This window comes from Microvirga subterranea, from assembly GCF_003350535.1.
GTDB classification, from domain to species: domain Bacteria; phylum Pseudomonadota; class Alphaproteobacteria; order Rhizobiales; family Beijerinckiaceae; genus Microvirga; species Microvirga subterranea.
Genome location: NZ_QQBB01000006.1, coordinates 92,315 through 116,247, shown reverse-complemented (window position 1 = coordinate 116,247; position 23,933 = coordinate 92,315). Strand labels below are relative to the sequence as shown.

At 63.1% G+C, this 23,933-nt stretch carries 23 protein-coding genes and 1 other RNA gene; 5 read left to right on the top strand and 19 right to left on the bottom strand.

Going from position 1 to position 23,933, the window contains the following annotated elements; all coding sequences use genetic code 11:
* Window positions 1–57 precede the first annotated feature (57 nt).
* Window positions 58–1,440 (top strand): M20 family metallopeptidase, encoded by a 1,383-nt coding sequence (locus DES45_RS16010; RefSeq protein ID WP_114771029.1) that lies wholly within the window; start codon window positions 58–60, stop codon window positions 1,438–1,440.
* 100 nt (window positions 1,441–1,540) lie between these two features.
* Here DES45_RS16010 and hydA read toward each other — a convergent pair whose 3' ends face one another.
* The 6 genes from hydA to DES45_RS15980 all read right to left on the bottom strand — a co-directional run bounded on the left by hydA (window position 1,541) and on the right by DES45_RS15980 (window position 6,946).
* Window positions 1,541–2,959, bottom strand: coding sequence for a dihydropyrimidinase (gene hydA, locus DES45_RS16005; protein WP_114771028.1), 1,419 nt, complete (start codon window positions 2,957–2,959; stop codon window positions 1,541–1,543).
* Between the two features lie 11 nt (window positions 2,960–2,970).
* The gene (locus tag DES45_RS16000) at window positions 2,971–4,185 is read right to left on the bottom strand and encodes a cysteine desulfurase-like protein (protein ID WP_114771027.1); all 1,215 of its coding nucleotides are present in this window, start codon (window positions 4,183–4,185) and stop codon (window positions 2,971–2,973) included.
* A gap of 7 nt (window positions 4,186–4,192) precedes the next feature.
* On the bottom strand, window positions 4,193–4,711 hold the full coding sequence (locus DES45_RS15995; protein WP_114771026.1) for an ureidoglycolate lyase: 519 nt from the start codon (window positions 4,709–4,711) through the stop codon (window positions 4,193–4,195).
* Between the two features lie 12 nt (window positions 4,712–4,723).
* On the bottom strand, window positions 4,724–5,455 hold the full coding sequence (locus tag DES45_RS15990) for an amino acid ABC transporter ATP-binding protein (RefSeq protein ID WP_170151546.1): 732 nt from the start codon (window positions 5,453–5,455) through the stop codon (window positions 4,724–4,726).
* Window positions 5,455–6,126 (bottom strand): amino acid ABC transporter permease, encoded by a 672-nt coding sequence (locus DES45_RS15985; protein WP_114771300.1) that lies wholly within the window; start codon window positions 6,124–6,126, stop codon window positions 5,455–5,457. The genes DES45_RS15990 and DES45_RS15985 overlap by 1 nt, the downstream gene beginning before the upstream one ends.
* 76 nt (window positions 6,127–6,202) lie before the next feature.
* A complete protein-coding gene (locus DES45_RS15980; RefSeq protein ID WP_170151545.1) occupies window positions 6,203–6,946 on the bottom strand; it encodes a transporter substrate-binding domain-containing protein in 744 nt (247 codons plus the stop codon).
* A gap of 356 nt (window positions 6,947–7,302) precedes the next feature.
* On the opposite strand from DES45_RS15980, the gene DES45_RS15975 reads away from it, so the two are divergent.
* On the top strand, window positions 7,303–7,995 hold the full coding sequence (locus DES45_RS15975; protein ID WP_170151528.1) for a FadR/GntR family transcriptional regulator: 693 nt from the start codon (window positions 7,303–7,305) through the stop codon (window positions 7,993–7,995).
* Window positions 7,996–8,273: 278 nt separating this feature from the next.
* On the opposite strand, the gene DES45_RS15970 is transcribed toward DES45_RS15975, so the two are convergent.
* The 4 genes from DES45_RS15970 to DES45_RS15955 form a co-directional block, all read right to left on the bottom strand.
* Entirely contained in the window at window positions 8,274–9,122 is an 849-nt protein-coding gene (locus DES45_RS15970) for a lysine/arginine/ornithine ABC transporter substrate-binding protein (RefSeq protein ID WP_114771023.1), read from the bottom strand.
* 235 nt (window positions 9,123–9,357) lie between these two features.
* Window positions 9,358–9,720, bottom strand: coding sequence for a hypothetical protein (locus tag DES45_RS15965; RefSeq protein ID WP_147282423.1), 363 nt, complete (start codon window positions 9,718–9,720; stop codon window positions 9,358–9,360).
* Between the two features lie 564 nt (window positions 9,721–10,284).
* Window positions 10,285–10,734 (bottom strand): hypothetical protein, encoded by a 450-nt coding sequence (locus DES45_RS15960; protein ID WP_147282422.1) that lies wholly within the window; start codon window positions 10,732–10,734, stop codon window positions 10,285–10,287.
* Between the two features lie 231 nt (window positions 10,735–10,965).
* Window positions 10,966–11,334, bottom strand: coding sequence for an Ig-like domain-containing protein (locus tag DES45_RS15955; RefSeq protein ID WP_114771020.1), 369 nt, complete (start codon window positions 11,332–11,334; stop codon window positions 10,966–10,968).
* Window positions 11,335–11,544: 210 nt separating this feature from the next.
* Here DES45_RS15955 and DES45_RS15950 point away from each other — a divergent pair, with 210 nt between their 5' ends.
* Window positions 11,545–11,763 (top strand): hypothetical protein, encoded by a 219-nt coding sequence (locus DES45_RS15950; protein WP_114771019.1) that lies wholly within the window; start codon window positions 11,545–11,547, stop codon window positions 11,761–11,763.
* 4 nt (window positions 11,764–11,767) lie between these two features.
* On the opposite strand, the gene DES45_RS15945 is transcribed toward DES45_RS15950, so the two are convergent.
* The 6 genes from DES45_RS15945 to DES45_RS15925 all read right to left on the bottom strand — a co-directional run bounded on the left by DES45_RS15945 (window position 11,768) and on the right by DES45_RS15925 (window position 18,267).
* Window positions 11,768–12,034 carry a hypothetical protein gene (locus tag DES45_RS15945; RefSeq protein ID WP_147282421.1) on the bottom strand — a complete coding sequence of 89 codons (267 nt, stop codon included), beginning with the start codon at window positions 12,032–12,034 and terminating at the stop codon, window positions 11,768–11,770.
* Between the two features lie 971 nt (window positions 12,035–13,005).
* The gene (locus DES45_RS24790; RefSeq protein ID WP_147282420.1) at window positions 13,006–13,296 is read right to left on the bottom strand and encodes a hypothetical protein; all 291 of its coding nucleotides are present in this window, start codon (window positions 13,294–13,296) and stop codon (window positions 13,006–13,008) included.
* A gap of 120 nt (window positions 13,297–13,416) precedes the next feature.
* Window positions 13,417–14,565: a plasmid replication protein RepC gene (repC, locus tag DES45_RS15940; protein WP_114771017.1), complete on the bottom strand. Its 1,149-nt coding sequence runs from the start codon at window positions 14,563–14,565 to the stop codon at window positions 13,417–13,419.
* 747 nt (window positions 14,566–15,312) lie between these two features.
* Window positions 15,313–16,398 carry a branched-chain amino acid aminotransferase gene (locus tag DES45_RS15935; protein WP_114771016.1) on the bottom strand — a complete coding sequence of 362 codons (1,086 nt, stop codon included), beginning with the start codon at window positions 16,396–16,398 and terminating at the stop codon, window positions 15,313–15,315.
* A 121-nt stretch (window positions 16,399–16,519) separates the two neighbouring features.
* The gene (locus DES45_RS15930; protein ID WP_114771015.1) at window positions 16,520–17,575 is read right to left on the bottom strand and encodes a patatin-like phospholipase family protein; all 1,056 of its coding nucleotides are present in this window, start codon (window positions 17,573–17,575) and stop codon (window positions 16,520–16,522) included.
* 380 nt (window positions 17,576–17,955) lie between these two features.
* Window positions 17,956–18,267: a hypothetical protein gene (locus tag DES45_RS15925; protein ID WP_114771014.1), complete on the bottom strand. Its 312-nt coding sequence runs from the start codon at window positions 18,265–18,267 to the stop codon at window positions 17,956–17,958.
* 199 nt (window positions 18,268–18,466) lie between these two features.
* On the opposite strand from DES45_RS15925, the gene DES45_RS15920 reads away from it, so the two are divergent.
* The gene (locus tag DES45_RS15920) at window positions 18,467–19,051 is read left to right on the top strand and encodes an acyloxyacyl hydrolase (RefSeq protein WP_114771013.1); all 585 of its coding nucleotides are present in this window, start codon (window positions 18,467–18,469) and stop codon (window positions 19,049–19,051) included.
* 41 nt (window positions 19,052–19,092) lie between these two features.
* Here the strand turns inward: DES45_RS15920 and DES45_RS15915 are convergent, their stop codons facing one another.
* Both DES45_RS15915 and ssrA read right to left on the bottom strand, forming a co-directional pair.
* On the bottom strand, window positions 19,093–19,644 hold the full coding sequence (locus DES45_RS15915) for a hypothetical protein (protein WP_147282419.1): 552 nt from the start codon (window positions 19,642–19,644) through the stop codon (window positions 19,093–19,095).
* 109 nt (window positions 19,645–19,753) lie between these two features.
* Window positions 19,754–20,088, bottom strand: a transfer-messenger RNA (tmRNA) gene (gene ssrA, locus DES45_RS15910).
* Between the two features lie 126 nt (window positions 20,089–20,214).
* On the opposite strand from ssrA, the gene DES45_RS15905 reads away from it, so the two are divergent.
* Entirely contained in the window at window positions 20,215–21,825 is a 1,611-nt protein-coding gene (locus tag DES45_RS15905) for a M10 family metallopeptidase C-terminal domain-containing protein (protein ID WP_114771011.1), read from the top strand.
* Between the two features lie 69 nt (window positions 21,826–21,894).
* Here DES45_RS15905 and DES45_RS15900 read toward each other — a convergent pair whose 3' ends face one another.
* The gene (locus DES45_RS15900; protein WP_114771010.1) at window positions 21,895–23,580 is read right to left on the bottom strand and encodes a methyl-accepting chemotaxis protein; all 1,686 of its coding nucleotides are present in this window, start codon (window positions 23,578–23,580) and stop codon (window positions 21,895–21,897) included.
* Window positions 23,581–23,933 lie beyond the last annotated feature (353 nt).

Sequence of the window (23,933 nt, the reverse complement as noted above, 5' to 3'; positions counted from 1 at the left end):
TGGATTCGCAAGCACAGTGGAACTGCGTCGACACCGGCAGGAGGAGCCGTTTACGACATGACCCGTGAAGCGGCTATTGAGCGCGCCGAGGACTTTGTGGCGTCCGGAGTTTTCAAGACCGAGCTCGCACGCCTGATCGCAATGCCGACGGAGAGCCAGAACCCGGAGAGGAGCCGCGTGCTGGCGGAATATCTCGAAGTCGGGATCAGGCCGATGCTCGAAAGTCTGGGCTTCACATGCACTCGGTTGGCGCATCCGGCCGCACAAGCGCCCTTCCTGTTCGCCGAGCGGATTGAAGGGGAGGAGCTGCCGACGATCCTCGGATATGGCCATGGCGACGTGGTCAGGGGGCTGGATTCGAGCTGGAGCAGAGGCCTGTCACCATGGGTCCTGACGGAAGTCGACGACAGGTGGTACGGCCGTGGCGTCGCTGACAACAAGGGGCAACATGCGATCAATATCGCGGCCCTGGATGCCATTCTGCAAACCCGCGGCAAGCTCGGCTTCAATGCGAAGTTCCTCATCGAAATGGGCGAAGAGGTCGGTTCGCCCGGCCTGCGGGAACTCTGTACGCAGCACAAGGCCCTTCTGAGAGCCGATGCGCTGATCGCGTCGGATGGGCCACGTCTTGCGCGCGAGCGGCCGACGCTCTTCCTGGGCACGCGCGGCGTCGCAACCTTCGACTTGACGATCGAGGCGCGCAGTGGCGGCCATCATTCGGGCAATTGGGGAGGTCTACTGTCGGACCCTGCGATTCAGCTTGCACATGCGCTCAGCACGATCGTGTCGCCGACCGGGCGCATCCAGATCGACGCATGGGTGCCGCGGGACATCCCCGCCAGCGTGCGCCGCGCTCTTTCGGAATGCGTGGTCGAGGCTGGTCCTGACGGGCCCGTCATCGACCGCGCATGGGGCGAGCCTGGACTATCGCCCGCAGAGCAGGTTTTCGGCTGGTGTTCCTTTGACGTGCTCGCCCTGGAGGCCGGGGATCCTGCGACGCCCGTGAACGCCGTGCCGCCTCGTGCCTGGGCGCGCTGCCAGCTCCGCTTCGTGGTCGGCATCGACCCGGACGACATCGTGCCTGCCCTCCGCCGCCATCTCGACCGTCATGGCTTTCCCATGGTGACAGTGGCGGAGGTGGATGGGATCTCGCACGCTACTCGGCTTGATCCGGAGGATGACTGGGTCCGGTTCACCGCTGCCTCGATCGAACGCACGTCGAAGCAAAAGCCTGTCATCCTGCCAAATCTCGGCGGAACCCTGCCGAATGACATTTTCTCCGACGTTCTCGGCCTGCGCACCATCTGGGTTCCGCATTCCTATCCGGGCTGCTCGCAGCACGGCCCCGACGAGCACCTGCCGCTGGATATCCTTCACGACGGGCTGCGCTTGATGACGGGCCTCTACTGGGATCTAGGGGAATGGCGCGACCCAGTATGATCTCAGAGATTTCGACAGTTCTGCCCGCACTTGGGAGAGCCTGACGAAGTTGAAACACGCTAGACGGCAATACCTCCTGTTGCGGACGTCACCGCCGCCTTCAGGTGCCGGCGGGCGCTGCATAGGCTGAGACGTCTCGGGCCAGGATGCGACCAGCCCCTTTGGCGCCGACGATACGTCCACCCTCGGCCACGACCTGGCCGCGCAGCAGCGTCGTCACCGGCCAACCGGTGACCTCAAATCCTTCCCAGGGCGTGTAATCGGCGCCGTGGTGGAGGATCTCCTGGCGGATGACCTCGCGCCGGTTAGGATCCCAGAGCACGATGTCCGCGTCGAAGCCGACCCCGATGGAGCCCTTGCGCGGATAGAGGCCGTAAATCTTGGCGTGGTTGGTCGCCGTCAGCTCCACGAAGCGGTTGAGGGAGATCCGCCCCTTGGAGACGCCCTCCGAAAACAGGATCGGCAGGCGGGTCTCAACACCGGGGATGCCGTTCGGCACCCAGCGGAAGGAGGACTTTGCGTTCGGGTGGAGCTTGCCGGAGGGGCTATCGTAGCGAAACGGGCAATGATCTGACGAAAAGGTCTGGAACACGCCGCTGCGCAGCCCCTCCCAGATGGCCGCCTGGCTCTCGACATCCCGTGGCGGTGGCGAGCAGACGTATTTCGCACCGCTCATGTCCATGTTCGGACCTTGCAGGTCCTCGGCGGTGAGCGTGATGTATTGCGGACACGTCTCGGCATAGACCTTGAGGCCGCGGGACTGGGCCCAGCGGATCTGCTCCATCGCCTCGCGGCCGGACACATGCACGATCATGATCGGCACGTCGACGAGTTCCGCATGGCTGATCGCCCGATGCGTGGCCTCACGCTCCACGCTCTCGGGACGGGAAACCGCATGGTAATAGGGAGCGATCCGGCCCTCGCGTTCGAGGCGCTCGGTCATGTAGCGGATCGCATCATATCCTTCGGCGTGAACCATCACGAGGGCGCGCTCCCGACGCGCGATCTCGAATACATCGAGAAGCTCGCGATCCTTCAGCACGAGATCGTCATAGGTCATGAAAACCTTGAACGACGTATAGCCATCCTTGAGCAGGGCGGGGAGTTCCTGCCCCAGAACCTCGGGCGTCGGATCGGATATGATCAGGTGGAAGGCCGTGTCGACATAGCACTCGTTTTCGGCCTTCCGCCGATATTCCTCGACACAGGCCCGCAGGGACGTGCCGCGCTGCTGGAGCGCGAAGGGAAGAACCGTCGTGTTGCCGCCGGCCGCGGCCGAGGCCGTGGCAGAGGCGAAGTCGTCCGCCATCACAACCCCGGGCCCGGATGGCTGAGCGATGTGAACATGGCTGTCAATGCCCCCAGGCAGCACGAGGAGCCCGGTAGCATCGATCTCCCGCTTGGCGCGAAGGTTTTCGCCGAGCGTAACGATGCGCTCGCCCCTAATGCCCACATCGCAGCGGAACGTGTCGGAGGCGGTGACAACGGTGCCGCCGCGGATCGCGAGATCGATCTCCATCTCCGTCCTCCTCAGGCAAGCGCTCGGTCGAGGCTTCCGATCAGCCGATCGACCTCCTCTGGCGTATTGTAGTGCACCATCGAGACGCGCACCACGCCATTGCCATTGGCGAGACCCAAATGCTCGATCAGCCGCCGGGAGTGAAAATCCCCAAAGCGGATGCCGATCCTGTCGGCTTCGGTGGAACGCACGATCTCGGCCGAGTCGCGTCCATCCACCTTGAACGCGATGGTCGGCACGCGGCGATCCGTAGCGCTGTCGCGGCGCCCGACGATGCGCACATCGTTGCGATCCCTCAGGTAGGCGAGCAGCTTTTCTCCCAGAAGGGTCTCGTGCGCCGCGATCTTGCCGAAGGCGCGGTCAATGGCAGCCCGGTCGCCGGTACTACCGCCGAGGGAGTCGATATAGTCCACGATGCCAGCCGAACCCCAGGCAAGCTCGTAGTTGGTGTTCCCGGGCTCGAGCTTCATCGGCACCTTCTCGCGACCGTAGAAGTAGTGGTAGAGCCCGTCGAGTTCGAGCAGCTTTTCGTACTTGCCGTACATCACGGCGAAGTGGGGTCCGTAGGTCTTGTAGAAGCTGAAGATGTAGTAATCGACGTCGAGATCGCTCACGTTCACTGCCCGGTGGGGAGCATAGGCAACGGCGTCGACGACGATTTCGGCGCCGCGCTCGTGCACGCGGCGCGCGATCTCCTTGACGGGGTTGATGGTGCCCAGGATATTTGACGCATGGGTCACGGCTACGAGCCGGGTCCGTTCGCTCATCAGGCGGTCGAGTTCATCCAGGTTGATCTCGTAGCTGTCGCGGTCGATGGACCATTCCTTGATGACGATGCCGCGCTTCTCCAGCGAGCGCCATGGACCGATATTGGATTCGTGATCGAAATTCGTGACGACGATCTCGTCACCTGGCTTGAGGCGACCTTCCATGGCCCGTGACAGGAACTGGGCGAGGACAGTGGTCGAAGGCCCCAGCACGATTTCTTCCGGTCGTTCCGCGCCGAGCAGGCGCGCGATCTTGGCGCGAGCTTCCATGAGCCGGCTCGTGGCCCGTTGCGAGTGCTCGTAGCCGGCGCCGGTCTGCACGCTCGTGGTCAGGAGATAATCCGAGATGCGTTCGGCAACATTGCGCAGGACGAGGGAACCGCCAGCATTGTCGAAATAGGCGAAGCCGTCTGCCAAGGCGGGAAACTGGGAGCGGACGAAGGCGAGATCAAGGGACATGGAGCACCTATTCTGCGGACGGTTGAATCGAGCCGACGACAAGCGGCTCGTGGAGGTGATGGAAAACGCAGTCTTCGGAGGAGCCGCTTTCCCACATAAACATGAGAAAGTCGCCGTCGGCGCCAATCGCCGCGATCGGCGCGTGCCAAAGGTTGCGGGCGTAGTTGACCCCCTCGTACCGATCTCCGACGAACGCTTCGGCACGCTCGAGGTCGGGCAGCCCGGCTCGATCCTCAGGAGCGACAACGATCAGGAACCGCTCAGCAGAAAGAGCGACGAACGTCTGCGAAGACAGAGGATGCCGCTCGAAGGTCAAGAGCCGCATCGGCAGTGGCCCACCGCTGGCCCGGTAGACAGCAAGGACAGGCTCTCCATCCGGCGATGCGTGGTCGAAGCGAGTGTCGGTATCGAAGCGCAGTGCCCGTCCATCGTTGACCGAACGGCTGCGTTCAGGGTCGAAGAACAGCACCTCGCCGAACGGACTGAAGGCTGACGGCGTCAATCGCTTTGGTAGCAGAGTCTGCACGGATGTGTACGCCTAATGGGACAGGACGGCCTGAAGGAAGCTTCTGAGGCGCGGGTCGCGTGGCGAATTGAAGATCTCGTCGGGAGGTCCTTCCTCGACGATACGCCCTCCGTCCATGAACACCACACGGTCGGCGACCTTGCGGGCGAATCCCATCTCGTGGGTCACGACGACCATGGTGACACCCGTCTTGGCAAGCTGCTGCATCACATCCAAGACCTCGCCCACCATCTCTGGATCCAATGCCGAGGTCGGCTCGTCGAAGAGCAGGACCTTCGGCTCCATGGCCAGAGCCCGGGCGATTCCGACGCGCTGCTGCTGCCCGCCCGAGAGTTGGGCTGGATATTTTTCCACATGGTCCTCCAGCCCGACGCGGGTCAGAAGGCGTTGGGCACGCTCCTCCGCTGCCCCCCAAGACAGGCCGCGCACGCGGACGGGTCCGAGCGCGACATTGCGGAGCACGGTCATATGCGGAAAGAGGTTGAAGCTCTGGAACACCATTCCGACCTCGGTGAGCACGGTGCTCTTGCGGCCGCGGCCAACCTCCGCCCCGTCGACGATGATCTCGCCGTCGTTGTGCTCCTCAAGCTGGTTGATGCAGCGGATCAGGGTTGACTTGCCCGAGCCGGAGGGACCGATGACGACCACGATCTCGCCCTCTCCTACCCTGAGGTCGACGCCATGCAGCGCCTTGAAGACTCCGAACGACTTGACGACGTTCTTCATCTCGATAATCGGGCGCATCATCGTCCCCTCACCGCGAGTCGCTTCTCGAAGACCCCGACGAGGCGCACGAGCGGCATCAGGATCAGGATGTAGATGATCGCGGCGCTGATGAGGGGCGTCGGGTTCGCCGCCAGCGCCTGCGCCTGCGTCGCCTGCTTGAGCAGGTCCGGCATCGCCACCACGGATGCGAGGGCCGTGTCCTTCATCACGTTGATGGAATTGGACGTGATCGGCGGGATTACGATCCGAAGCGCCTGCGGCAGCACCACGTCGCTCATTCGCCGCCACGGGCTTAGACCCAAGGCGCGGGCAGCCTCGAACTGACCCCGCGGAACGGCCTCGATGCCGGCCCGGAAGATCTCCGCGGAATAAGCGGCGGAAACGAGGCTCAGAGCAGAGGCCGCAGCTCCGAAGGGGGAAAGCCGCAGCCCCACGAACGGCAATGCATAGTAGATGACGACGAGCAGAACCAGGATCGGGATGGAGCGGAAAATGTCGATATAGGCGACGGCGATCTGCCTGAGGGGTGAGCTGGCGTAGAGCCGGAGCAACGCAAGAATCAGGCCGCCAATGAAGCCCAGGACGATGGCCGTCACTCCCAGGGTCAGGGTGGTGGTCAGGCCCGACAGCAGGAGCGGAAGGGTTTGGACGAAGACCTTCCAGTTCAGGAAGGTGTCGAAGATTGACATGACAGGCAGCGCCTCAACATTCGTGACCATGCCGAGCGCCCGGCACGAATGCCAAGCGCTCGGGGAGAGTTGCCCGTCAGAGCTTGGGCATCTCCATGACCTTGACGGTTGCCGAGTTCGGCTCCGCCTTGGCGCCGAACCACTGCTCGTGGATCTTCGCCAGGGTCCCGTCCTGCTTCATCTTCGTGATCTCAGCATTGACCTTTTCCGCCAGTGGGCTGTTCTTCGCGAACATCATCGAATACTGCTCGCCGGTCGGGATGCGCTCGACCACCTGATACATAGGCTTATCCTTGATGTAGTACTGGACGGCCGGGATGTCGCTGACATAGCCATCGATGCGGCCCGCAGCGAGGTCAAGCATCGCGGGAGCCAGGCCCTCGTAGCGCCGAATATCCGAGAATTTGTACTTCTGCTGGTTCTGCGTCGACCACATGTCACCGGTCGAGCCCGTATCGACTGCGGCTACCTTGCCCGCCATACCTTCCAGATTCTTGATGCCTGAGTTGGCTCGCACGGCCAGCGACTGGTCGCTGTCGTAATATGGCTGGGCGAAGGATACTGACTCAAGACGCTTCTTCGTGATGGTGATCGAGGATACGGCGGCATCGACCTGACCCGACTGGACCGCAGCAAACAGTCCGTTGAACGGAATGTTGATGAAGGACACGTTCATGTTCAGGCGCTTGCCGACTTCCTTGGCGAGGTCGACTTCGAAACCGACGATCTCGCCCTTCTCGTTTTGGAACTCCCATGGAACGTTGCCGACGTTCGCTCCGACCTTCATGTCGGCAGCAGAGGCCATCGTCCCTGCCGACATAGCCAACGTGGCGGATAAAGTTGCGACGATCGCGCCGCGTCGGGTAAATTTCGCTGACATCTGGTCCTCCATCTTACGCGTCGGACCCATGGCCGACGAACGGTTCGCTGCTGCCATCTGGTAGCCGGCTCTTCCAATGCTTGCTTCGGCCGGTCATATTGGCCAAACTGGTCTTACCAATCTGGCCGGTTGATCGTGCAGCCATCCTGACGCATGGTCAAGGCTAATCACGAGCGTCAGGTGATGAAAAATGTGGCCGGGAGTTGCTCAAAAAATGAGGCCCGCACCCAAAACTCGACGCGCCACGAGCGCTCGGTGTGAGAATGAAGTGGGGACGGCAGATGACGAGTAATCCAATGAACCTGTCGGAACTAGAGCTCGCCGATCGTACTCCCGTGCCGCGCGGCATTGCTGAACATATTCAACGCCTGATCCTGAAAGGCGGCCTTAAGGCCGGCCAACGTCTGCCATCCCAGCGGGAGCTGGCGGAGCAGCTCGGTGTAAGTCGGCCGTCAGTGCGGGAGGCACTGACGGTGCTCGAGACCATGGGTCTTGTGACGGTACGGGTGGGCAGCGGCGTGTTCGTCGCAAAAACCGGTGCTCGTCGGCCGCTGTGGCGCTACTCGGATCACTGCACGCCGGCCGATGTTTACGAGGCACGCCTCGGATTGGAAGGATACGCTGCGAGGCTTGCAGCCGGTCGCATCGACAAACCCGCCGAGGAACGTCTGAGACGGTGCACCGACGCCATGCGAAGCGCCTTCGAGGCGGGCGACGTGATCAACCTCGCCGTCAACGACACGGAGTTCCACGACATGATCTTTGAGGTCTCCGGAAATCCGGTTCTCGCCGCCATGTACCGGCCGGTCCGCGAAATGCTCGTCGAAAGTCAACGACTTCCCATGGCGCAACTCGACCGCCTGAGTGAAACGGTTCGTGAGCATGAGGCCATTCTGGCGAGTATAGCCAGCCAGGATCCTGACAAAGCCGAAGCGGCAATGCAAAGTCATATACGCTCGGCTGCGGGCCGGTTTGGCGTCTCGCTCTGAGGAATGGGCCGCTCGGGACGACGGTGAGCTCATCATCCACCCGCGCGACTGCATAGCGAGTTCTCAGGCGCTCACAGTGCGACCTTTCCTCCGACACTTGGCACAGCGCTTCAAGGGCCAGTACATGCGACGGCGATCTTGCGGCCAGCCGGATAGGGCCGAGCCTGGTGGATCTCTGTCCCATCCAGGCATATGTTCGGGCCGCTCGCGCATCAGACGGAAACGTGGATTTGACCGTCCTGTACCGTCAGCTCACCGGAACACCGAGGACGGATGCGCTAGCCCTGCGGCGTCACATCGACCTTGAACCATTTCGTCGACAGGGTCTTTGCAGTGCCGTCCTTGATGGCAGCCTGGATGGCATCGTTGAACTTCGCCTTCAACTCGGCATCGTCTTTGCGCAAGCCGATGCCGATGCCGCCACCGAGCACTCCTCCGGTAAGGGAGGGGCCGACAAGCGCGTACCCAGTTTTGAACTCGGGCTTTTCGAGCGTGCCCATGATCTGTGTCGCGCCCGCAAAGACTGCATCCAAGCGACCGGCTGCGAGGTCGAGATCATGCTGTTCAACGGTCTTGTACTCGCGAATGTCCGCGCTGTCCTTCAGGTACTTGTCGGCGAAAGCGGATTGGATGGTTGAGACCTGCACACCAATGGTCTTGCCTTTCAGCAGAGGCTTGATGACCTCGATAGCCTTTTCAGCCTCCACGGGTTGGCTGGAGAGATTATAGGATTGTCCCGTGCCCGGCATTTTGGCGAGCGGGGAGTCGGCTGCGACAAGGAAGCCGTTCGGGGAGTCGGCGTAGCGGTCGCTGAAGTCGATAACCTTGCGGCGCTCGTCCGTGATGGTCATGGCATCCATGATCGCATCAAACTTCTTGGCATTCAGGGCCGGGATCATGCCGTCCCAATCCTGCGCAACGATCTCGCACTTTACCCTCATCCGCGCGCAAAGATCGTTCGCAAGATCGATTTCGAAGCCCTCGAGCTTGCCGCCCGCTCCCGTGAAGTTCCATGGCGCATAGGCGCCTTCCACAGCGATCTTCACAGTTCGGTCCTGCGCCATCGCGGAGCCGATGGCGAACGTTCCGGAGAGAAGAGCGATGCTGAGAAGCTTCCCGAATTTCATGACGGTTTTCCTGGATTGGAGACGGATTTCGAACAGCAGAGGCTGTCGCGACCCTCGGTCTCTGTGCATGCGGCCAGCGGATCCGCATATAGCGCTCTTCGCCCGGCATGGGAGACCAGCAGAGCCAAAAGTGGAATACCTTTGTGTCCGATGGCGACCGTGCCAATCGCATTGTGGGGTGCGGAGGAACGAGTCGGCTTCTCGCAGACACGTCCCTCCGGTTCCTCACGATATGCTAATCGCCCAACGCCGACGGCTTCTTTCGCGAAGAAGACTGCCTGCCGCGCTTGCTGCTGCCACCCTTGCTGCGCTCCTCGCCCGACGAACCGCCAAGCGCGCTCGTCACGACCTCCCCTGCCGCTCCGATAGCTGCCGCAGCGACCTCCAGCGGAGCGGCCACAATCTCGGCTCCGAGGCTTCCGGCGGCTGACACGGCGTCCCGGCCCTCCTGTGTTTCGCCGCTCCGCTTCTGCTCGCTGCCCTGCGGCCGCTCAAGCACGTTCGCGACTGCCCGCAGGGCCTCCGCCATCACCGCGCGGGCCTGTGGCGAGGTGAGCGTTGTCTCAAGGGTCGAGAGCCACGCCATAGGATTCAACATGCTGCCCCGCGACTGCGAGCGGGCCTGCGTCGAGGAACGTGACCTCGACGCGCCGGAGGTCGAGCGTGCCGCTGTGCGGGATCCTCCGGCCGCGTGAGTCTTCGCGGGAACAGCCTGGGATTTCGTCGCCGTCCGGGAGCCCGCCATCGTCTTGGGTTGCGCACGCTTGGAAGCGGCATCCCCTCTCTTGGGGGCCGACCCGGACTTAGATTTCGACGCCGACTTTGCCGGCGTCTTCCGGCTCCTACTGGGTTGTGAAGGACGGTCCTTCTTGTTCGTAGCCATCGTGGTTCCTTTGTCTGCTGGGGCCGCAAACCGGCCGCACCGAGGAGCATCGGCCCTCGAGCATGACAATGAACGCATCGCCGTTCGGTTCAGAACGCACAGATAGTCGGTGTTGGAATTCTCCGCTGAACGCGTTGGCAGACTACTCCCGTCCGGCGCTCCACGTCCCAAGGCGCCGTCAAGCAGCTCGAGCTCCTGCGGCCGCCCTGCCACTTCCGGCGGCTCCTGCCCGAGGAGAGGGCCTGGGAGCCACCGACATTCTCATTCGGGCGCGCCGGTTCACCGAATCACGCGCATGACCCGGCGGGACTGCGGTTCCACCACCACGATCCTCTGGTCGGGCGAGATGAAGTAGCCGTACTGAGCCCCTGGCGAAAGCCCGCGGATCGCGACGCTTTGCATGTCCCCGGTGGTGATCCAGTCCGGTACCACGCTTCCACGGCGCAGCTTGATCCCGCTGGGCTGAGCATAGCGTGGTCCAATGTAATGGAGGCTGTCGGCCGGAACCTGGAGCCATCCGTCCTGGGTATAGCCCATAGGCGTCACGCCTGGAGGGAGATCAGCCGGGTTCACGGCATAGCCCAGATCCGGATAGCTGGTCCCGGTGCCACCCGTAGACGGAGAAACCCTCAACGTCAGCGGCTGCGAGACCGCCATGGTCGAGAGCAGGACGACGCCAGTCGCAGCCACGGACGCCAGCAGTTTCGAAGGGTTTATAGGGAAACGCATCTGAACCTCCATGTTGTCACGGGATGAGACGCACTCACACGACGCTCGAGGATAGGCGAACTGTGGTGACGTGCTTAACCGCAGGGGCGTTCTCACCTCTTCATCGCTGACAGCGACCGGATGGCATGACCCTGTCGCTCGCCGCCACGACGAGCCGGAAGGCGAGGAACGCCCTCGGCCTTCCAGACGCCTGCCATCGCAGCAAGATGAACGTCCGATCTCAGGTCGCCGTCATTTGACGCTCACCCGGTAGCTGAGGACGGACGTACCGGACTTCTCGTCAACGCTCTGCCCCTGCGCTGTGATCGCGAAGCTGTCCTGGCCGCGGTAGCCCGCCGCAGGCTCATAGGTCCACGTGTCCTTGTCGACCATCTTGAGGGTCCCGTGCTGCGGGCGCTGGCTGATCTCCGACTTGCTGAGCGTGCCCTGCGGATGGATATCGGACATGCACCCGTGCCCCGCTTGGACCTCGAAGTCGGCGTTCATGTTCGCCCCCATGATGGGCTGGTTGCCCGCAATGACGCACATGTCCATCGCGAGGACCGGGCTTGCGGACACAAACGCCACCGGGATTGCGGCAACCAGCAATGATGACCTCATGACAGCCTCCTCTCAATGTTCAAGATGGACGGCCAGTATTCTCGCCCCGGCCGCGGGATCCGCCGTGTGCGCCCAGCCGTCGGGCCAGTGCGCGCAAAGCATCATAGGTCGCGAGGGAAGGCTTGCTTGACCAAAGGAGACAATTTCTTGGCAGAGGCGGACACACCGCCCGTTCCGTTTGCGTGAGAACTCGCGGATCTCCTGTCGGTTTTGTCGGCGTCCCGCGAGCACGGTGGCGGGGCGATCCCGGCTGTGCGGGAGGCTGCGCTTGAGTTCGTCTCCCTGTCTCCCGAGTCATTGAGCGAGGCCCGTGACGAGGCTCACGCCATCGTGGCGCGGCGCGATTTCTGGATCGCAAGCGCAACCCTGGACGCGGCCCTGGCCGGCGGGGGCACGGGATCCTCTGCCGATGCGCCGGGATTCCGTTGATCTATCAGCATCCCGAGCAGATGCCCTTCTCGACCTCCCGGTCGATCTGCCGGTCCTGGCGGTCCATCTGCTGGGTGGCGATCGAATCGTTGCCCGAGAACTCATTGGCCGGGTTCGGCACCGACTTCCCCTCGAGCATCTTTTCGATCGCTGCGTCCGACGGAACTCGGATCTCGCCGGACGACATGTGCGGCCCCTTCCGATCCTGTGCGGAGGCGGGAACTGCGGTGATGAGCGATCCGAGGATCGCCAGCCATAAACAACGCTGCATGGTCGTTACTCCCAAATCCGGATCGATGCCTTGCTCCCGCTCCACAGGAGGCGTGTCGCAGGCTCGCCGATGGATCCGATCCACTCATGCCTGCGCTTGCCGTCTCAATAGGGCAATGGACGGTAGTAGGGATCGGCATAGGGTGGAGGCTTGCGCCAGTGCGGCGGCCGAGCCTTCGCCAAGGATCAAGGAATCACGGATCAGGCAGGTTCGCTTGACGGAGACGGACAATCCCTTGACCGCTGCGATCTCCCCAAGCCCGCCAGAAGAATTGAAGGTCACCCGGAGGAGGATTGTGCGCTCGATCCATCGAGGCAGCTCTGGATGGCTGCCCCTTGGACCTGCCGGCGCCCGACATGACTCTGATGTTCCGCTGATCGAGGAACCCATCCCTAAGCTTCGGGAACCATTCCACGCCCCACCCATTGATGCACGGGGTGGGGCTTAACCATAAGAATGTATGTGGATATGGACCGAAACCACGATGTAAGGGCTGAGTTGGCCCGCCAAATTGTTCTGCAATTCCGCGACAAGGCAAGCGGTGGCCATGCTGATCTCGGAGAAGATGCATGGTGGGTCGAAGATATGCTCGATCGGATCCAGCGAGCCATTACCCCGCATCTGTCAGATCCCACAAACGTGCGATCCGACGCTCGTGATGCTCAGAACTCATCGTTTCGAACAACTCGGCTGCAGGCGAGAACGTCATCTCTTATGTGACGGTCCCGCCGCTCAACATTCCCGCACGAACGCGGCATCCAGCCTTCCCAGGATCTCCTCTCGGCATGCTCCGCGCCTGAGCAGGCGTAAAGGCAACCAGATCCCTCGCAGGAGGGGGCGCATCCATTGCATCGCCCTCCTGGCTTCGGTGGCTCTGCGAGGCACGACCTGATGCTCTCAGCCGGCAAGGCGCCTGGGAGGCGAGCAAATGCCTCTCAGGCGCTCCTGTCCGTCACTGATATGTCGAAGGATCACCGGCAGCGGCGCACACGGCGCGTCACGATATCACCGTCGTCATCTTCCTCACGGATGACGACCGTCCGGCACCGGTTCACGCTTCCGGTCGAGAGAGTGTCATCGTCATAGACCCGTCGGCGTTCGTAGCGCCGGCGCTCATAACGGCGATCATCGTCCGGCCCGACTCGTACGCTGGGTCCATTGGGGCCGATCCCAAATTGAACTTGAGCATATGATGGGGTCGCCGAAAGAAGACCCGAACCAATCAACGTCGCAGCCAATAGCCAAGTTGCCTTCGTCATCATCACGCCTCCGCGTAAATGGCACATGGGACCCAACGCGTTACTTTGCATTACGTTTCAAGGTCCCAAAAATACCATTGCAGCCTGACTGACAACGATCACCGGCCGGCAAGGCGGGAGGCATCACGTCATCTTTCGCCTCCGCAAGGCCAGCAACTCGGCCTGGAGATCGAGGCGGCCCTCCTTGATCAGGCGCACGATGGACCGGAAGTAGCCTCCTGCGTTCCGGATGCGGTTGCGGCCGCTTGCGACGTCGTCGTCATGAAGCTGGAGTACATAGATCACCGCTGTGGCAGCCTGGATCGCGCCGATCTCGCCGACAGCCTCTTCCCAGGCGCTCGGGTGCGCTCCCAGAGAAGCGCGCAGGAAACGGCCCGCCGCGATCACGTCGACGGCATCCCGGACCGGATGCGTCCAGCCGCAGATCACCGGACAGGCCTCCGCAAGCAAGCCTGCGAGCCGCATCCGAGCCGGCGTCTCGCCTCGCGCCGCGGCTCGCGCGTCGAGCGGGTCAGCCTTGTTACAGGACTCTCCGGGAGATCCTTTCTCTGGCTCTATGTGTCGGCATTCCGTGCCGCCACAGCCCGCCTGGTGGAAGGCTTCCTCCGCAAGTTGCCTGATCTCCTTCCACGCATCGAGAAGCCCCTCGGGAAGAGCCGCTCCGGAGCGCTTCGGAGTGCGGGTTTGCAGCAGCGCAAGCCGGCTCTCGAGCGCGCTGCGATCGACAGCGGGATGATGACGCTCCAATGCACCCAGCGCCTCCTCGGCGGCGCGGCGGCAGATCGTGATCTCGTCGAAGGAGCGCTTCAGCTCTGCCTTGGCGTGCTTTTGCGCTGCCAGAGCCGCGGTCCATTCGCCGCGACGGACGAAGAGCGGCGTCAGGTCGAAGCCGAACGCGTCGACGATGGCGTCCGATGCGTCGCGCACGGCATAGCGTTTGCCGTTCGGCGAGTCCTTCGGGATGACCAGCTGATGCTCGATCAGGGCGCGAACGGCATTGCGCACGGCGCGCTCGGACAGGCCCGTGGCCGCCATCAGGCGCTGATTTGACGGCCAGACCAAGAGCCGGGCCATGTCCAGTTCGCCCCAGCACGCAACCAGCTGACTCAGCACGAGCCGCTGGGGCGGGCTCAGCTGAAGCGCCCGCTCCGCCTCCCGGGCCGAGGCCGAGAGTTCCTTTCGTGTCACGGCACGCTCGGTTTCGAGCGCAAACTTTCTCGCCGCCAGAGCGGCATGTCTCAGCCGTCGGCCTCCGGACGATGCAAGCTGCATCGCGTCCCTCCAATGTGAGGGCAAAGCAGGAGCGTTCACCGAAACCGATGTTGTTGACACTCAGCTTGTCGGAATGGCATAGGGATTGTCGCCAAACGAATCCGTCGCCGTTCCTCGGTGACTCCAAAGGCCCTCGAAGTGTCCAGCTTCGGGGGCCTTTTGCTTTGCCTGACCTCAGTTCACGGTTGTCGTCTCCTGCTCGAAGAGGGCTGCGAGGCGATGGGCATGCGCAGGAAAGCGAGCAAGGTTCTCAGTCGAGAAGCCTCGAACCCGCGCCGGTCCTGCCGAGAGCCCAGCACGCCAGCCTCCCGGAAGCGCCGTCAGGTGACGGGTCTTTCCGGAAGCGCCAGCGGCCTTGGGATCCGAAGGATCGGCCGCGCTCACTCATTGTCTCGTAGCAGGCCGAGAGATGTCTGATTCGATGTTGCGCGTGGAGTCGGAATCTAAGAATTGGTTAAGGACGGGGACAGTTTGCGTTGGAAAACCCGATCGGGCCGAATCGGCAGGATAGAACCCGTGAGTCAAGCGAAAGCTGAACCTTGACATCTTCGTGGACTCGATTCTCGCGCCACGTTCATTGTCATGAAATACAGGAACGTTCCAGCTTCGCCATTCCGATAACTTCATGCGAATACTATAAATTACTTGAAATAAATTGTTTGAAGCAGTGTTCTCCGGCACCGCTCCAGCAGCGGTTCCGCCCCGGCCTGACTTCAGCCAAGCCGGGATCAGGCACCTTCGGCTCGTTCAGGCAATTACATGAAGCCAGCCGTGAGGGTCCGGCCGGGAGCCTTTCTGAATGCCGACGAGCGCTTCACGAAGCTGACGGGTGACCGGCCCGACCTCTCCGCTCCCGATCGAGAACCGGTTGTCACCATGATGGACATGGCCGATCGGTGCGACGACTGCGGCTGTGCCGCATGCGAAGACCTCCTTCAGGCGGCCGGCAGCGGCGTCATCCCGCCACTGCTCGAAGGAGTAGGGTTTTTCCTCGACATTCATGCCGGCATCCCGTGCGAGCGCGATCAGCGAGGCGCGGGTAATTCCGGGCAGGATCGTTCCGAGGGGCGGCGTCACCAGCGTCCCGGATTCCATCACGAAGAAGATGTTCATCCCGCCGAGCTCCTCGACCCAGCGATGTTCGGCGGCATCCAGGAAGACGACCTGGTCGCATCCCTTCTCGATCGCCTCCGCCTGCGCAATGAGGCTCGCGGCATAGTTTCCGCCGCACTTGGCCGCGCCGGTCCCGCCGGGCGCGGCCCGGCTGTACTTGTCGGTCACCCAGACCGTGATCGGCTTCGCGCCGCCCTTGAAATACGCCCCCACCGGGCTTGCGATGACGCAGAACGTGTACCGGTTCGCCGGACGGACGCCGAGAAAGGCCTCGTCGGCGAACATGAAGGGCCGCAGATAGAGACTTCCCTCGCCGGCGGGAAGCCATTCGCGATCGATGCGGACGAGACGCTCGACCGCGTCAAGGAATAGCTCCTCCGGCATGATCGGCATGGCGAGCCGCGCCGCGGAGTTCTGAAAGCGACGGGCGTTCTCCTCCGGCCGGAACAGGACGATGGAGCCCTGCTCCGTCCTGTAGGCCTTCATACCCTCGAAGATCTCCTGCGCGTAATGGAGAACGGCGCTGGCGGGATCGAGCTGGAACGGCCTGCGTTCGCGCACATGCGCCTCGTGCCACCCCTTTCCGGCTTCCCACGATACCGCCACCATGTGATCGGTAAAAACCTTGCCGAAGCCCAGGTTGTCCAAAAGCCGCGCCCGGTCGGGCGCCGGAACCATGTTCTCGCTGGGGAAGACCTGGAAGTCCACCTTGTGATCCATGATGCATCTCTCTCGAAAGGCTGCGGCAGGTTGCTCTCGGTTACCGTCACAGCGGGAAATCCGATACATACCTCCCGACAGAACCATCAAGTCAACCCGCGCGCAGCCCCAGGACCAACAATCACGCCTCGGGTGCGACAAGGTCGGGCCTGTTTGCACCGACACCCGTGGACCGACCTTCAAGCCACGCCCCTGCCGCTGCACGACCATGGTCGCGCAGACGCTGCAGATGCGACCAGTCGGTATTGAGGAAGCTGAGCGTGCTCAGGCCCTCGACATGATCTTCGGCAACGAGGCGATGCAGAGATAGCCGCTCGAGCTTTCGGCCGAGCCGAGAGTGGCGCATGTCTCCCTCGCGGGACAGCCGAGCCATCATCGCCAGGGCCTCTAGGTCGCGCTGAAGAGAGCTGTTGAAGGTGATCTGGTTCAAGCGCTTCTGGATCTCGGGCGACGTGGTCGGCAGCTCCCCGTGATTGCCCGGGATGATCTGCACGACCATCAGGTCCGATGCCCGCGTGGCGGTCACGAGCGGCATGAGCGGAGGATTGGCCGCATAACCGCCGTCCCAATGGGGCTCGCCGTCGATCGACACCGCCTGATGAAGCTGCGGAAGGCATGCGGAGGCGAGGACCACGTCAAAGGTGAGGTCCTTGTTGCGGAAGATTCGCAGCGCCCCGTCCCGGACCCGGGTCGCTCCGAGCAGCAGCCTCACCGGGGACCCGGTGCGCACGGCCTCGATGTCGACCTCGGCGGCGAGGATGTCGCGCAGGGGGTTCAGATCGAAGGGGTTGAACTGATAGGGCGAGAGCTGGGAGGTGACGCGGGACAGGATCGGAGACATCAAGCGGCTTCGTCGGCCCGCTTCGCTGACCCTGTGCCAGAAGCGGTCGAGAGCGTCACGCGCGCCGTCGGCGCCGCCCTGAGCCAGCCCGGATGCGAGCAGAACCGCGTTCATCGCGCCGGCGCTGGCCCCGCTCACGCTGTCGAACGGCACCTTCGCCTCGAGCAGTCGATCGAGGACGCCCCACGTGAAGGCTCCGAATGCGCCCCCGCCCTGCAGCGCCAGCGAGAGCCGCTTCGGGCGGACGGTCGCCCGGCGGAGCGAAGCACCGCGCGAGGATGCCGCGGGACTGTCCGCAGGATCGCCACGGGGCAGGCCCGAATCGAGAAAACTCATGTTTTGCCTCCATGCTGCCGCATGTCGTTCGAGGGTTCATCCGCAAAGCCGCAGACTGGCTCGACCGCATGACGCACCCGGGAGAAAGGTGAATGCCTTAGGTGGGCCTTCCATGCTGCACCGCAACATGGAACCGCGCCGACGCAGCCATGCGACGCGAGCATGGAACCTGCATGGTCCATGCCCGGCGCGGCCCGGGACCGAAGCCTCACTTGTTTCCGGACAGACGAATGAGAAGGAAACGCCACAGACGGCGCGCAGCCAGGTTGAGAAGCGGAACGAGCACCATGTCATGGCTCCTGTTCGAGAGATGGAGCCTTCCAGGCGTTTCCCAGCGATTGATGCGATATCCAGAGGGCCGGCCGGCTCTTCTTGGATGGTCAGCGGTGTCTTTGCACGGTTCTGACCGACGTCAGGCGAGAACTCCGTCGTTCGACCGTGACGATGCGTCTCGACGACGAAGGGATCGGTCCAGGCGCTGCCCGAGCCGTTGGGGGCTGCACAGAAGCCTGGATGACGACCGATCTGACTGCGTCTTCCGGCAGGCCGATCAGCCCTGCGGCGATCTCCACCTGGCTGTCGATGTCGTCGGTCAGTCCTCGGGCAGCCGCCACGGCCTCCTCGACGTCGGGTGGGTCGTGCCGCGTGCGTCTCCGGCCCCACTCGGCCGGCGTTGCATGGTTCTTGACCATCCTAATTCCTCCACCTTGCTGCAGACCAACGCCGCACGGCAGAAATTGTGCAGTGCACCATTGTCGCAGGATCAGGCGACCTGCTGTTACATGAATGCATCACGCGCCGTCGATCGCATCATCTTCCCCGAATGGGCCGGAGCCAAGGCGGCAGCGCCAAGCTAGCGTGGAGCAAGTCGTCGAATCATGCAGAGATCCCATGAACAGACTCCTCGCCATGATTGGTGGAGTTTTGGCTCTCGGCCCGGCCGCGCAGGCTGCCGACCTCGGGCCAGTCGGCTCCCCGACCGCCCCAGGTCCGGGACAGGCGCAGCCCGCCTTCCTGTCGGAAGTTAGGCTTGGCCTGTCGGCCCATGATCCTGGCGGCCCGGAGAGCGGCACGGCGAACCTGACCGGCGAAATCCTGTCGGTCCGACCGTTCACCTTTGCGAACCCGGACCTTGATCTGCTCGTTCCGCGCCTGCACCTGGGCGGCAGCCTCAACTTCAGCGGGCGGACGAGCTTCGCCTATGCGGGACTGACTTGGACGTTCGACATCACGCCCAGCATCTTCATCGAGGGCAGCCTCGGGGGAGCCGTTCACAACGGCGAGACGGACCCGATCCCGGCTCACCATGACGCTTTGGGCTGTACTGCCCTGTTCCGGGAATCCGGATCCCTAGGGGTGCGCGTATCCGAGAACTGGAGCGTCATGGCGACCGTCGAGCACCTCTCCAATGCCGGATTGTGCTCGAACAACCGGGGGCTGACGAATGTCGGCCTCCGGGTAGGCTATACGTTCTGACCAGAGAGGGCCGAGATGAGCATCGGCCGCACCGATGGCGGTCAGTCCAGGACCTGACAGGTCTTCGGCCTTCCAGGGGCCGGATCACCGAACACGCTGTTGTTGCAGGGAATTCCGTCACGGGAAACGCGCTCGGCGAAGCGTCCGCCCGCGCCGTAGCGCACCCGCCTGGGGCCCCTGAAGTCGCAGAAGCCGCCCTCCCGGGCGCAGAACTGCCAGGCCGCCATCTCATCCCGCGGACCGGGTCCGAAGGGGCCTCGGCGTGGGCCATCGAACCCGCGTCCGGGTCCCTCGTAGCGGTCCGGCCCCCAATCGTCCCCACCGCGGCCATAGCCGCGCGCCACATAGGAGCAGCGCTTGGGAATCCCGGGCGCGGGGTCGCCGAAAGCCTCGTTCGAGCAGGGAATGCCGCGGCCGCCCACGTCGCGCGCCGCGGTGCGCCCGGGAACGCCATAGATCACGCGGGTCGGATACGGCACGCGACAGAAACCGTGTTCAGGCGCACATGGGACGAGCCCCTGGGCCATGGCCTCGGGCATGGCAGCCAGCGACGCGCCTGCAACGAGCGCAGCCATGAGTAGTGAGCGAAGCATGGTCTTTCCTCCAGAAAGTCATGCGCACGCTACCGGCCAAGGCTTAACAGGGAAATAATGTAACGAACTTCCGGGGTTTCACAGGCCTGAAAATGGGAACGGCACCGCGAGGGTGCCGTTTCTGTTGCTAGGCTTTCCCGAGCCCCGGATGGTTACGCCGCGAGGCGAACCGCACCCATGTCAACGTTGTCGTTGGCATTTGTGAATGTGCACTATCAAGGCCGTAGCTCAGCCTAATCGCAGCCCAGTCCTTACTGCGCCCAGTCGAACCCAAGTCGCCCCCTCCAGAAGCCGACCCAGCAAAGTGCGCCCGATCGGCTCGTGGTGGAGGCGGCGGGAATTGAACCCGCGTCCTGAACGCCTATGCCACTAGGCCTCTACGATCATAGCCGGGCAAAACCCGACACTCCTCATATAGGCAATCACGCTCCCCCGCGCCAGTCCTAAGACGGGCTGGCACATCGATCGGTAACCAAATTGCCTGATCGCATGCGAATATGACGAAGAGTTACCTTGGCTGAATGACGCTGAGTTGCTACCGGATTTGCAGAATATTTTCCGGGGCATTCCATGATTTTCACGAGTAAGAGCCAGATCCTGGCCGCGGCCGCCAAAGGGCCGACGGCCAACAACTCCACGGTCCTGCCGATCAACCAGGCCCCGGACGGGACATATTACTTCAGCGGCTCCCTAGACATCGATGCTGCGCTGATCGGCTCGAAGTGGACGATCAAAAACCTGACCTACAGCTTTCCGACCGACGGCGCGCTCTATGGCAACGCCTATCCGGGGAACGTCAATAACGGCTTCGATCCCTTCAACGCCAAGCAGGCGCATGCGGTGCGTGCGGCACTCAACCTCGTGGCGTCCTACACCGAGCTGACATTCTCCGAAATCACCGAGAGCGCCTCGGACCAGGCCGTTCTCCGCTTCGCCCAAACATCGAACCCCTATGTGCAATCGGCGATGGGCATCTTCCCCGGTCCGCGGTCGGACGCCGGCGACATCTGGTTCGGCGAAACGAACCAGCCCTATTACACCACGCCTGCAAAGGGGAACTGGGGCTGGGCGACCATCATGCACGAGATCGGGCACACGCTCGGGCTCAAGCACGGTCACGACGACTATACCCATGAGGATCTGAGCGAATACGTCATGGGCCCGTCGCCACGGCCTGGCACAAAAGCTCTTCCGGCCAACCATGACGGGCAGGCTTGGTCGCTCATGACCTATCGGTCGTACCCGGGATCGGATCTCAGCTTCAAAGGCGACAAGCTGAACGAACCGCAGACCTACATGCAGGACGACATTGCCGCCCTGCAGTATCTCTATGGCGCCAATTTCGACACGAACGCCGGCAATACGATCTATTCCTGGAGCCCGAAGACAGGTCAGATGTTCATCGACGGCATCGGCCAGGAGCGTCCGACCAACAGCAAGATCTTCCTGACGCTCTGGGACGGCAACGGCATCGACACCTACGATCTGCGCAGCTATTCGACCGGGGTGACGGTCGACCTCCGTCCGGGCGCATTCTCCACCTTCAGCAGGAGCCAGCTTGCCGACGTGGAGGAATCGTCCGGTGTGGTCTATGCGCCGGGGAACATCGCCAATGCGCTGCTTTACCAGGGCGACACCCGCTCGATGATCGAGCGCGCGATCGGCGGCAAGGGCAACGATCGCCTGATCGGCAACGGCATCGACAACCGTCTCTCTGGTGGAGCGGGCAACGACGTTCTGTCGGGCAGCAGCGGCGACGACGAACTGATCGGCAACAGCGGAAGCGACCGGATCAACGGCGGCGGCGACGAGGACTGGCTCTACGGCGGCCACGGAGCCGACCGCCTCTCCGGGGGCGCGGGGGCCGACCGCTTCGTGTTCAAAGCCGTCACGGACAGCACCGTCTCCATCGTCGGGCGCGACACCATCGAGGATTTCACCCGCACGCAACGAGACAAGATCGATCTCTCGTTCATCGACGCCAACATCACGCGCAAGGGCGATCAAGCCTTCCGCTTCATCGGCAAGCAGGACTTCCATGCGAAAGCCGGAGAGCTGCGCTACGTTAAGGACAACGGCAGCCTCGTCGTCTACGGCGACGTGGACGGCGATGGATTGGCCGACTTCGCCATTGCGGTGAAAGGGGCCTCCGCCCTGCACAACGGCGACTTCTTCCTCTGACCGCTCAAACCGATCCGGCCGGAGACGCCAGGGCGTCTCCGGCCGGATCGCGTCGCAACCTGACGTGCCTCACGCAGCCTTCACGTCGGCGAGGAACGCTTCGACCTCGCCGCCGAGTTCCTGCGAGTGGCGTGCCAGTTCCTGGGCCGCGCCGAGCACCTGCGAGGCCGCCGTACCGGTCTGGCCCGCGCCCTGCCGCAGCTCGACGATGTTGCCCGACACGGCGTCGGTGCCGCGGGCGGCCTCCTGCACGTTCCGGGCGATCTCGGCGGTGGCGGCTCCCTGCTCCTCGATCGCGGCCGCGATGGCGCTCGAGACGCTGGACATCTCCCCGATCGTGCGGCCGACGCTCTGGATGGCCGTGACGGCCTCCTGCGTCACCTGCTGGATCTCGGCGATCTGCGCGCTGATCTCCTCCGTGGCCTTGGTGGTCTGGCCGGCCAGCTCCTTGACCTCGGAGGCCACGACCGCGAAGCCCTTACCGGCTTCGCCCGCACGCGCCGCCTCGATGGTGGCGTTGAGCGCCAGGAGGTTGGTCTGCGCCGCGATGGTATTGATGAGGGCGACGACGCTTCCGATCCGCTCTGCGGTCGTGACGAGCGCCTGCACGGTGGCGTCCGTGCGCTTGGCGCCCTCGACGGCCGTTCCTGCGATCTGGGTCGAGTGAGCCACCTGCGCGGCGATCTCCCGCGTGGAGATGGACAGTTCCTCCGTGGCGGCCGCAACGGTCTGCACGTTGGCGGCAGTCCGCTCTGCGGCGTGTGCGACGCTGCTCGACTGATGGTTCGTTTGCTCCGCCGTCGCCGCCATGGCCTGCGCTGTCGTCTCCATCTCATGGGCCGCGCCCGAGAGGCCACGCGTCAGGGCGGAGACGCTCGCCTCGAAATGCCTGGCGATCTCGTCCAGGCGCTGGGCCCGCCGGGCCTTCGCGTCGGCCTCCACCGCCGCGACAGCCTCCGCGTTATCCTTCTCGACGAGAACCTTCTTGAACACATCGACCGCCTGGGCCATCTCGCCCAGCTCGTCGCTTCGGGTCCGGGCCGGAATCTCGACATGCTTCTCGCCCGCCGCGAGCGCGCGCATCGTCCGGCTGAGGGCTAGGATCGGCCCGGTCACGCTCCGGCCGATCAGCGTCGCGACGGCGGCGATGACGAGGACGATCAGGGCGATGCCCCCCATCAGCTCCATGGCGGTCCTGTGGACCTTCGCGGCGGTGTCGTCGGTGTAGACGCCCGAGCCGATGATCCAGCCCCAGGGCTTGAAGCCCTGCACGTAGGAGATCTTGCCCACGGGCTCCTCCGCTCCGGGCTTGGGCCAGAGATAGGGGACGAAACCCGCCCCGCTCTGCTTCACCGTGTCCACAAAGGCCACGAACAGCCTCTTGCCGGTCGGATCCTTGTTCTCGGACAGGTCCTGCCCCTCGAGTTCCGGCTTGATCGGGTGCATCAGCATGCGCGGATGCATGTCGTTGATCCAGAAGTACTCTTGCTTGTCGTAACGCAGGCCCCGAAGGGTCTGCATGGCGGCCTTCTGGGCCGCTTCACGGGTCATCCTCCCGGCCCGCTCCTCCGCTTCGTAATGGGCGAGAATGCCATAGGCCGCCTCCACGACCTGCTGCGTCTTCACGGCCTGCGCCGAGACGATCTCCTCACGCAGCTGGAACAGCGAAAGGCCGGCGACGGCTGCGACACCGATCAAGGCGGCCAGGGTGATGGATTGGATTTTCGTGGCAATGCCAAGCTTCTTCAGGCGCATGGTTCCCTCGGTTAGTTCTTTTTGTGCGGGAAGATGGCATGCCGGCTGAACGACCTGGGGCACCCCAATGACGTAAAGTCCTCTGAAGGCAATACGAGCAAATTTGCGCAATCTGCCCGCGACATCTGTCCCAATAAGGACAGAACAAACATATTACGGTTAAAACTTCGCTTATTCGAAAAACAAAGCAGCCTTACTATAGCCTACTATAAAGATCGGTTTTCCGAATAGACTTTGAACAGCTTGCCGCAACGACCTTACAACGAGATCAAAAATGGATCTTGCTTGATTAACAAAAGCTGGATCCTGCCTATCGCACTTCATGAGAACTGGACCCGACGCACGTTGCAGAG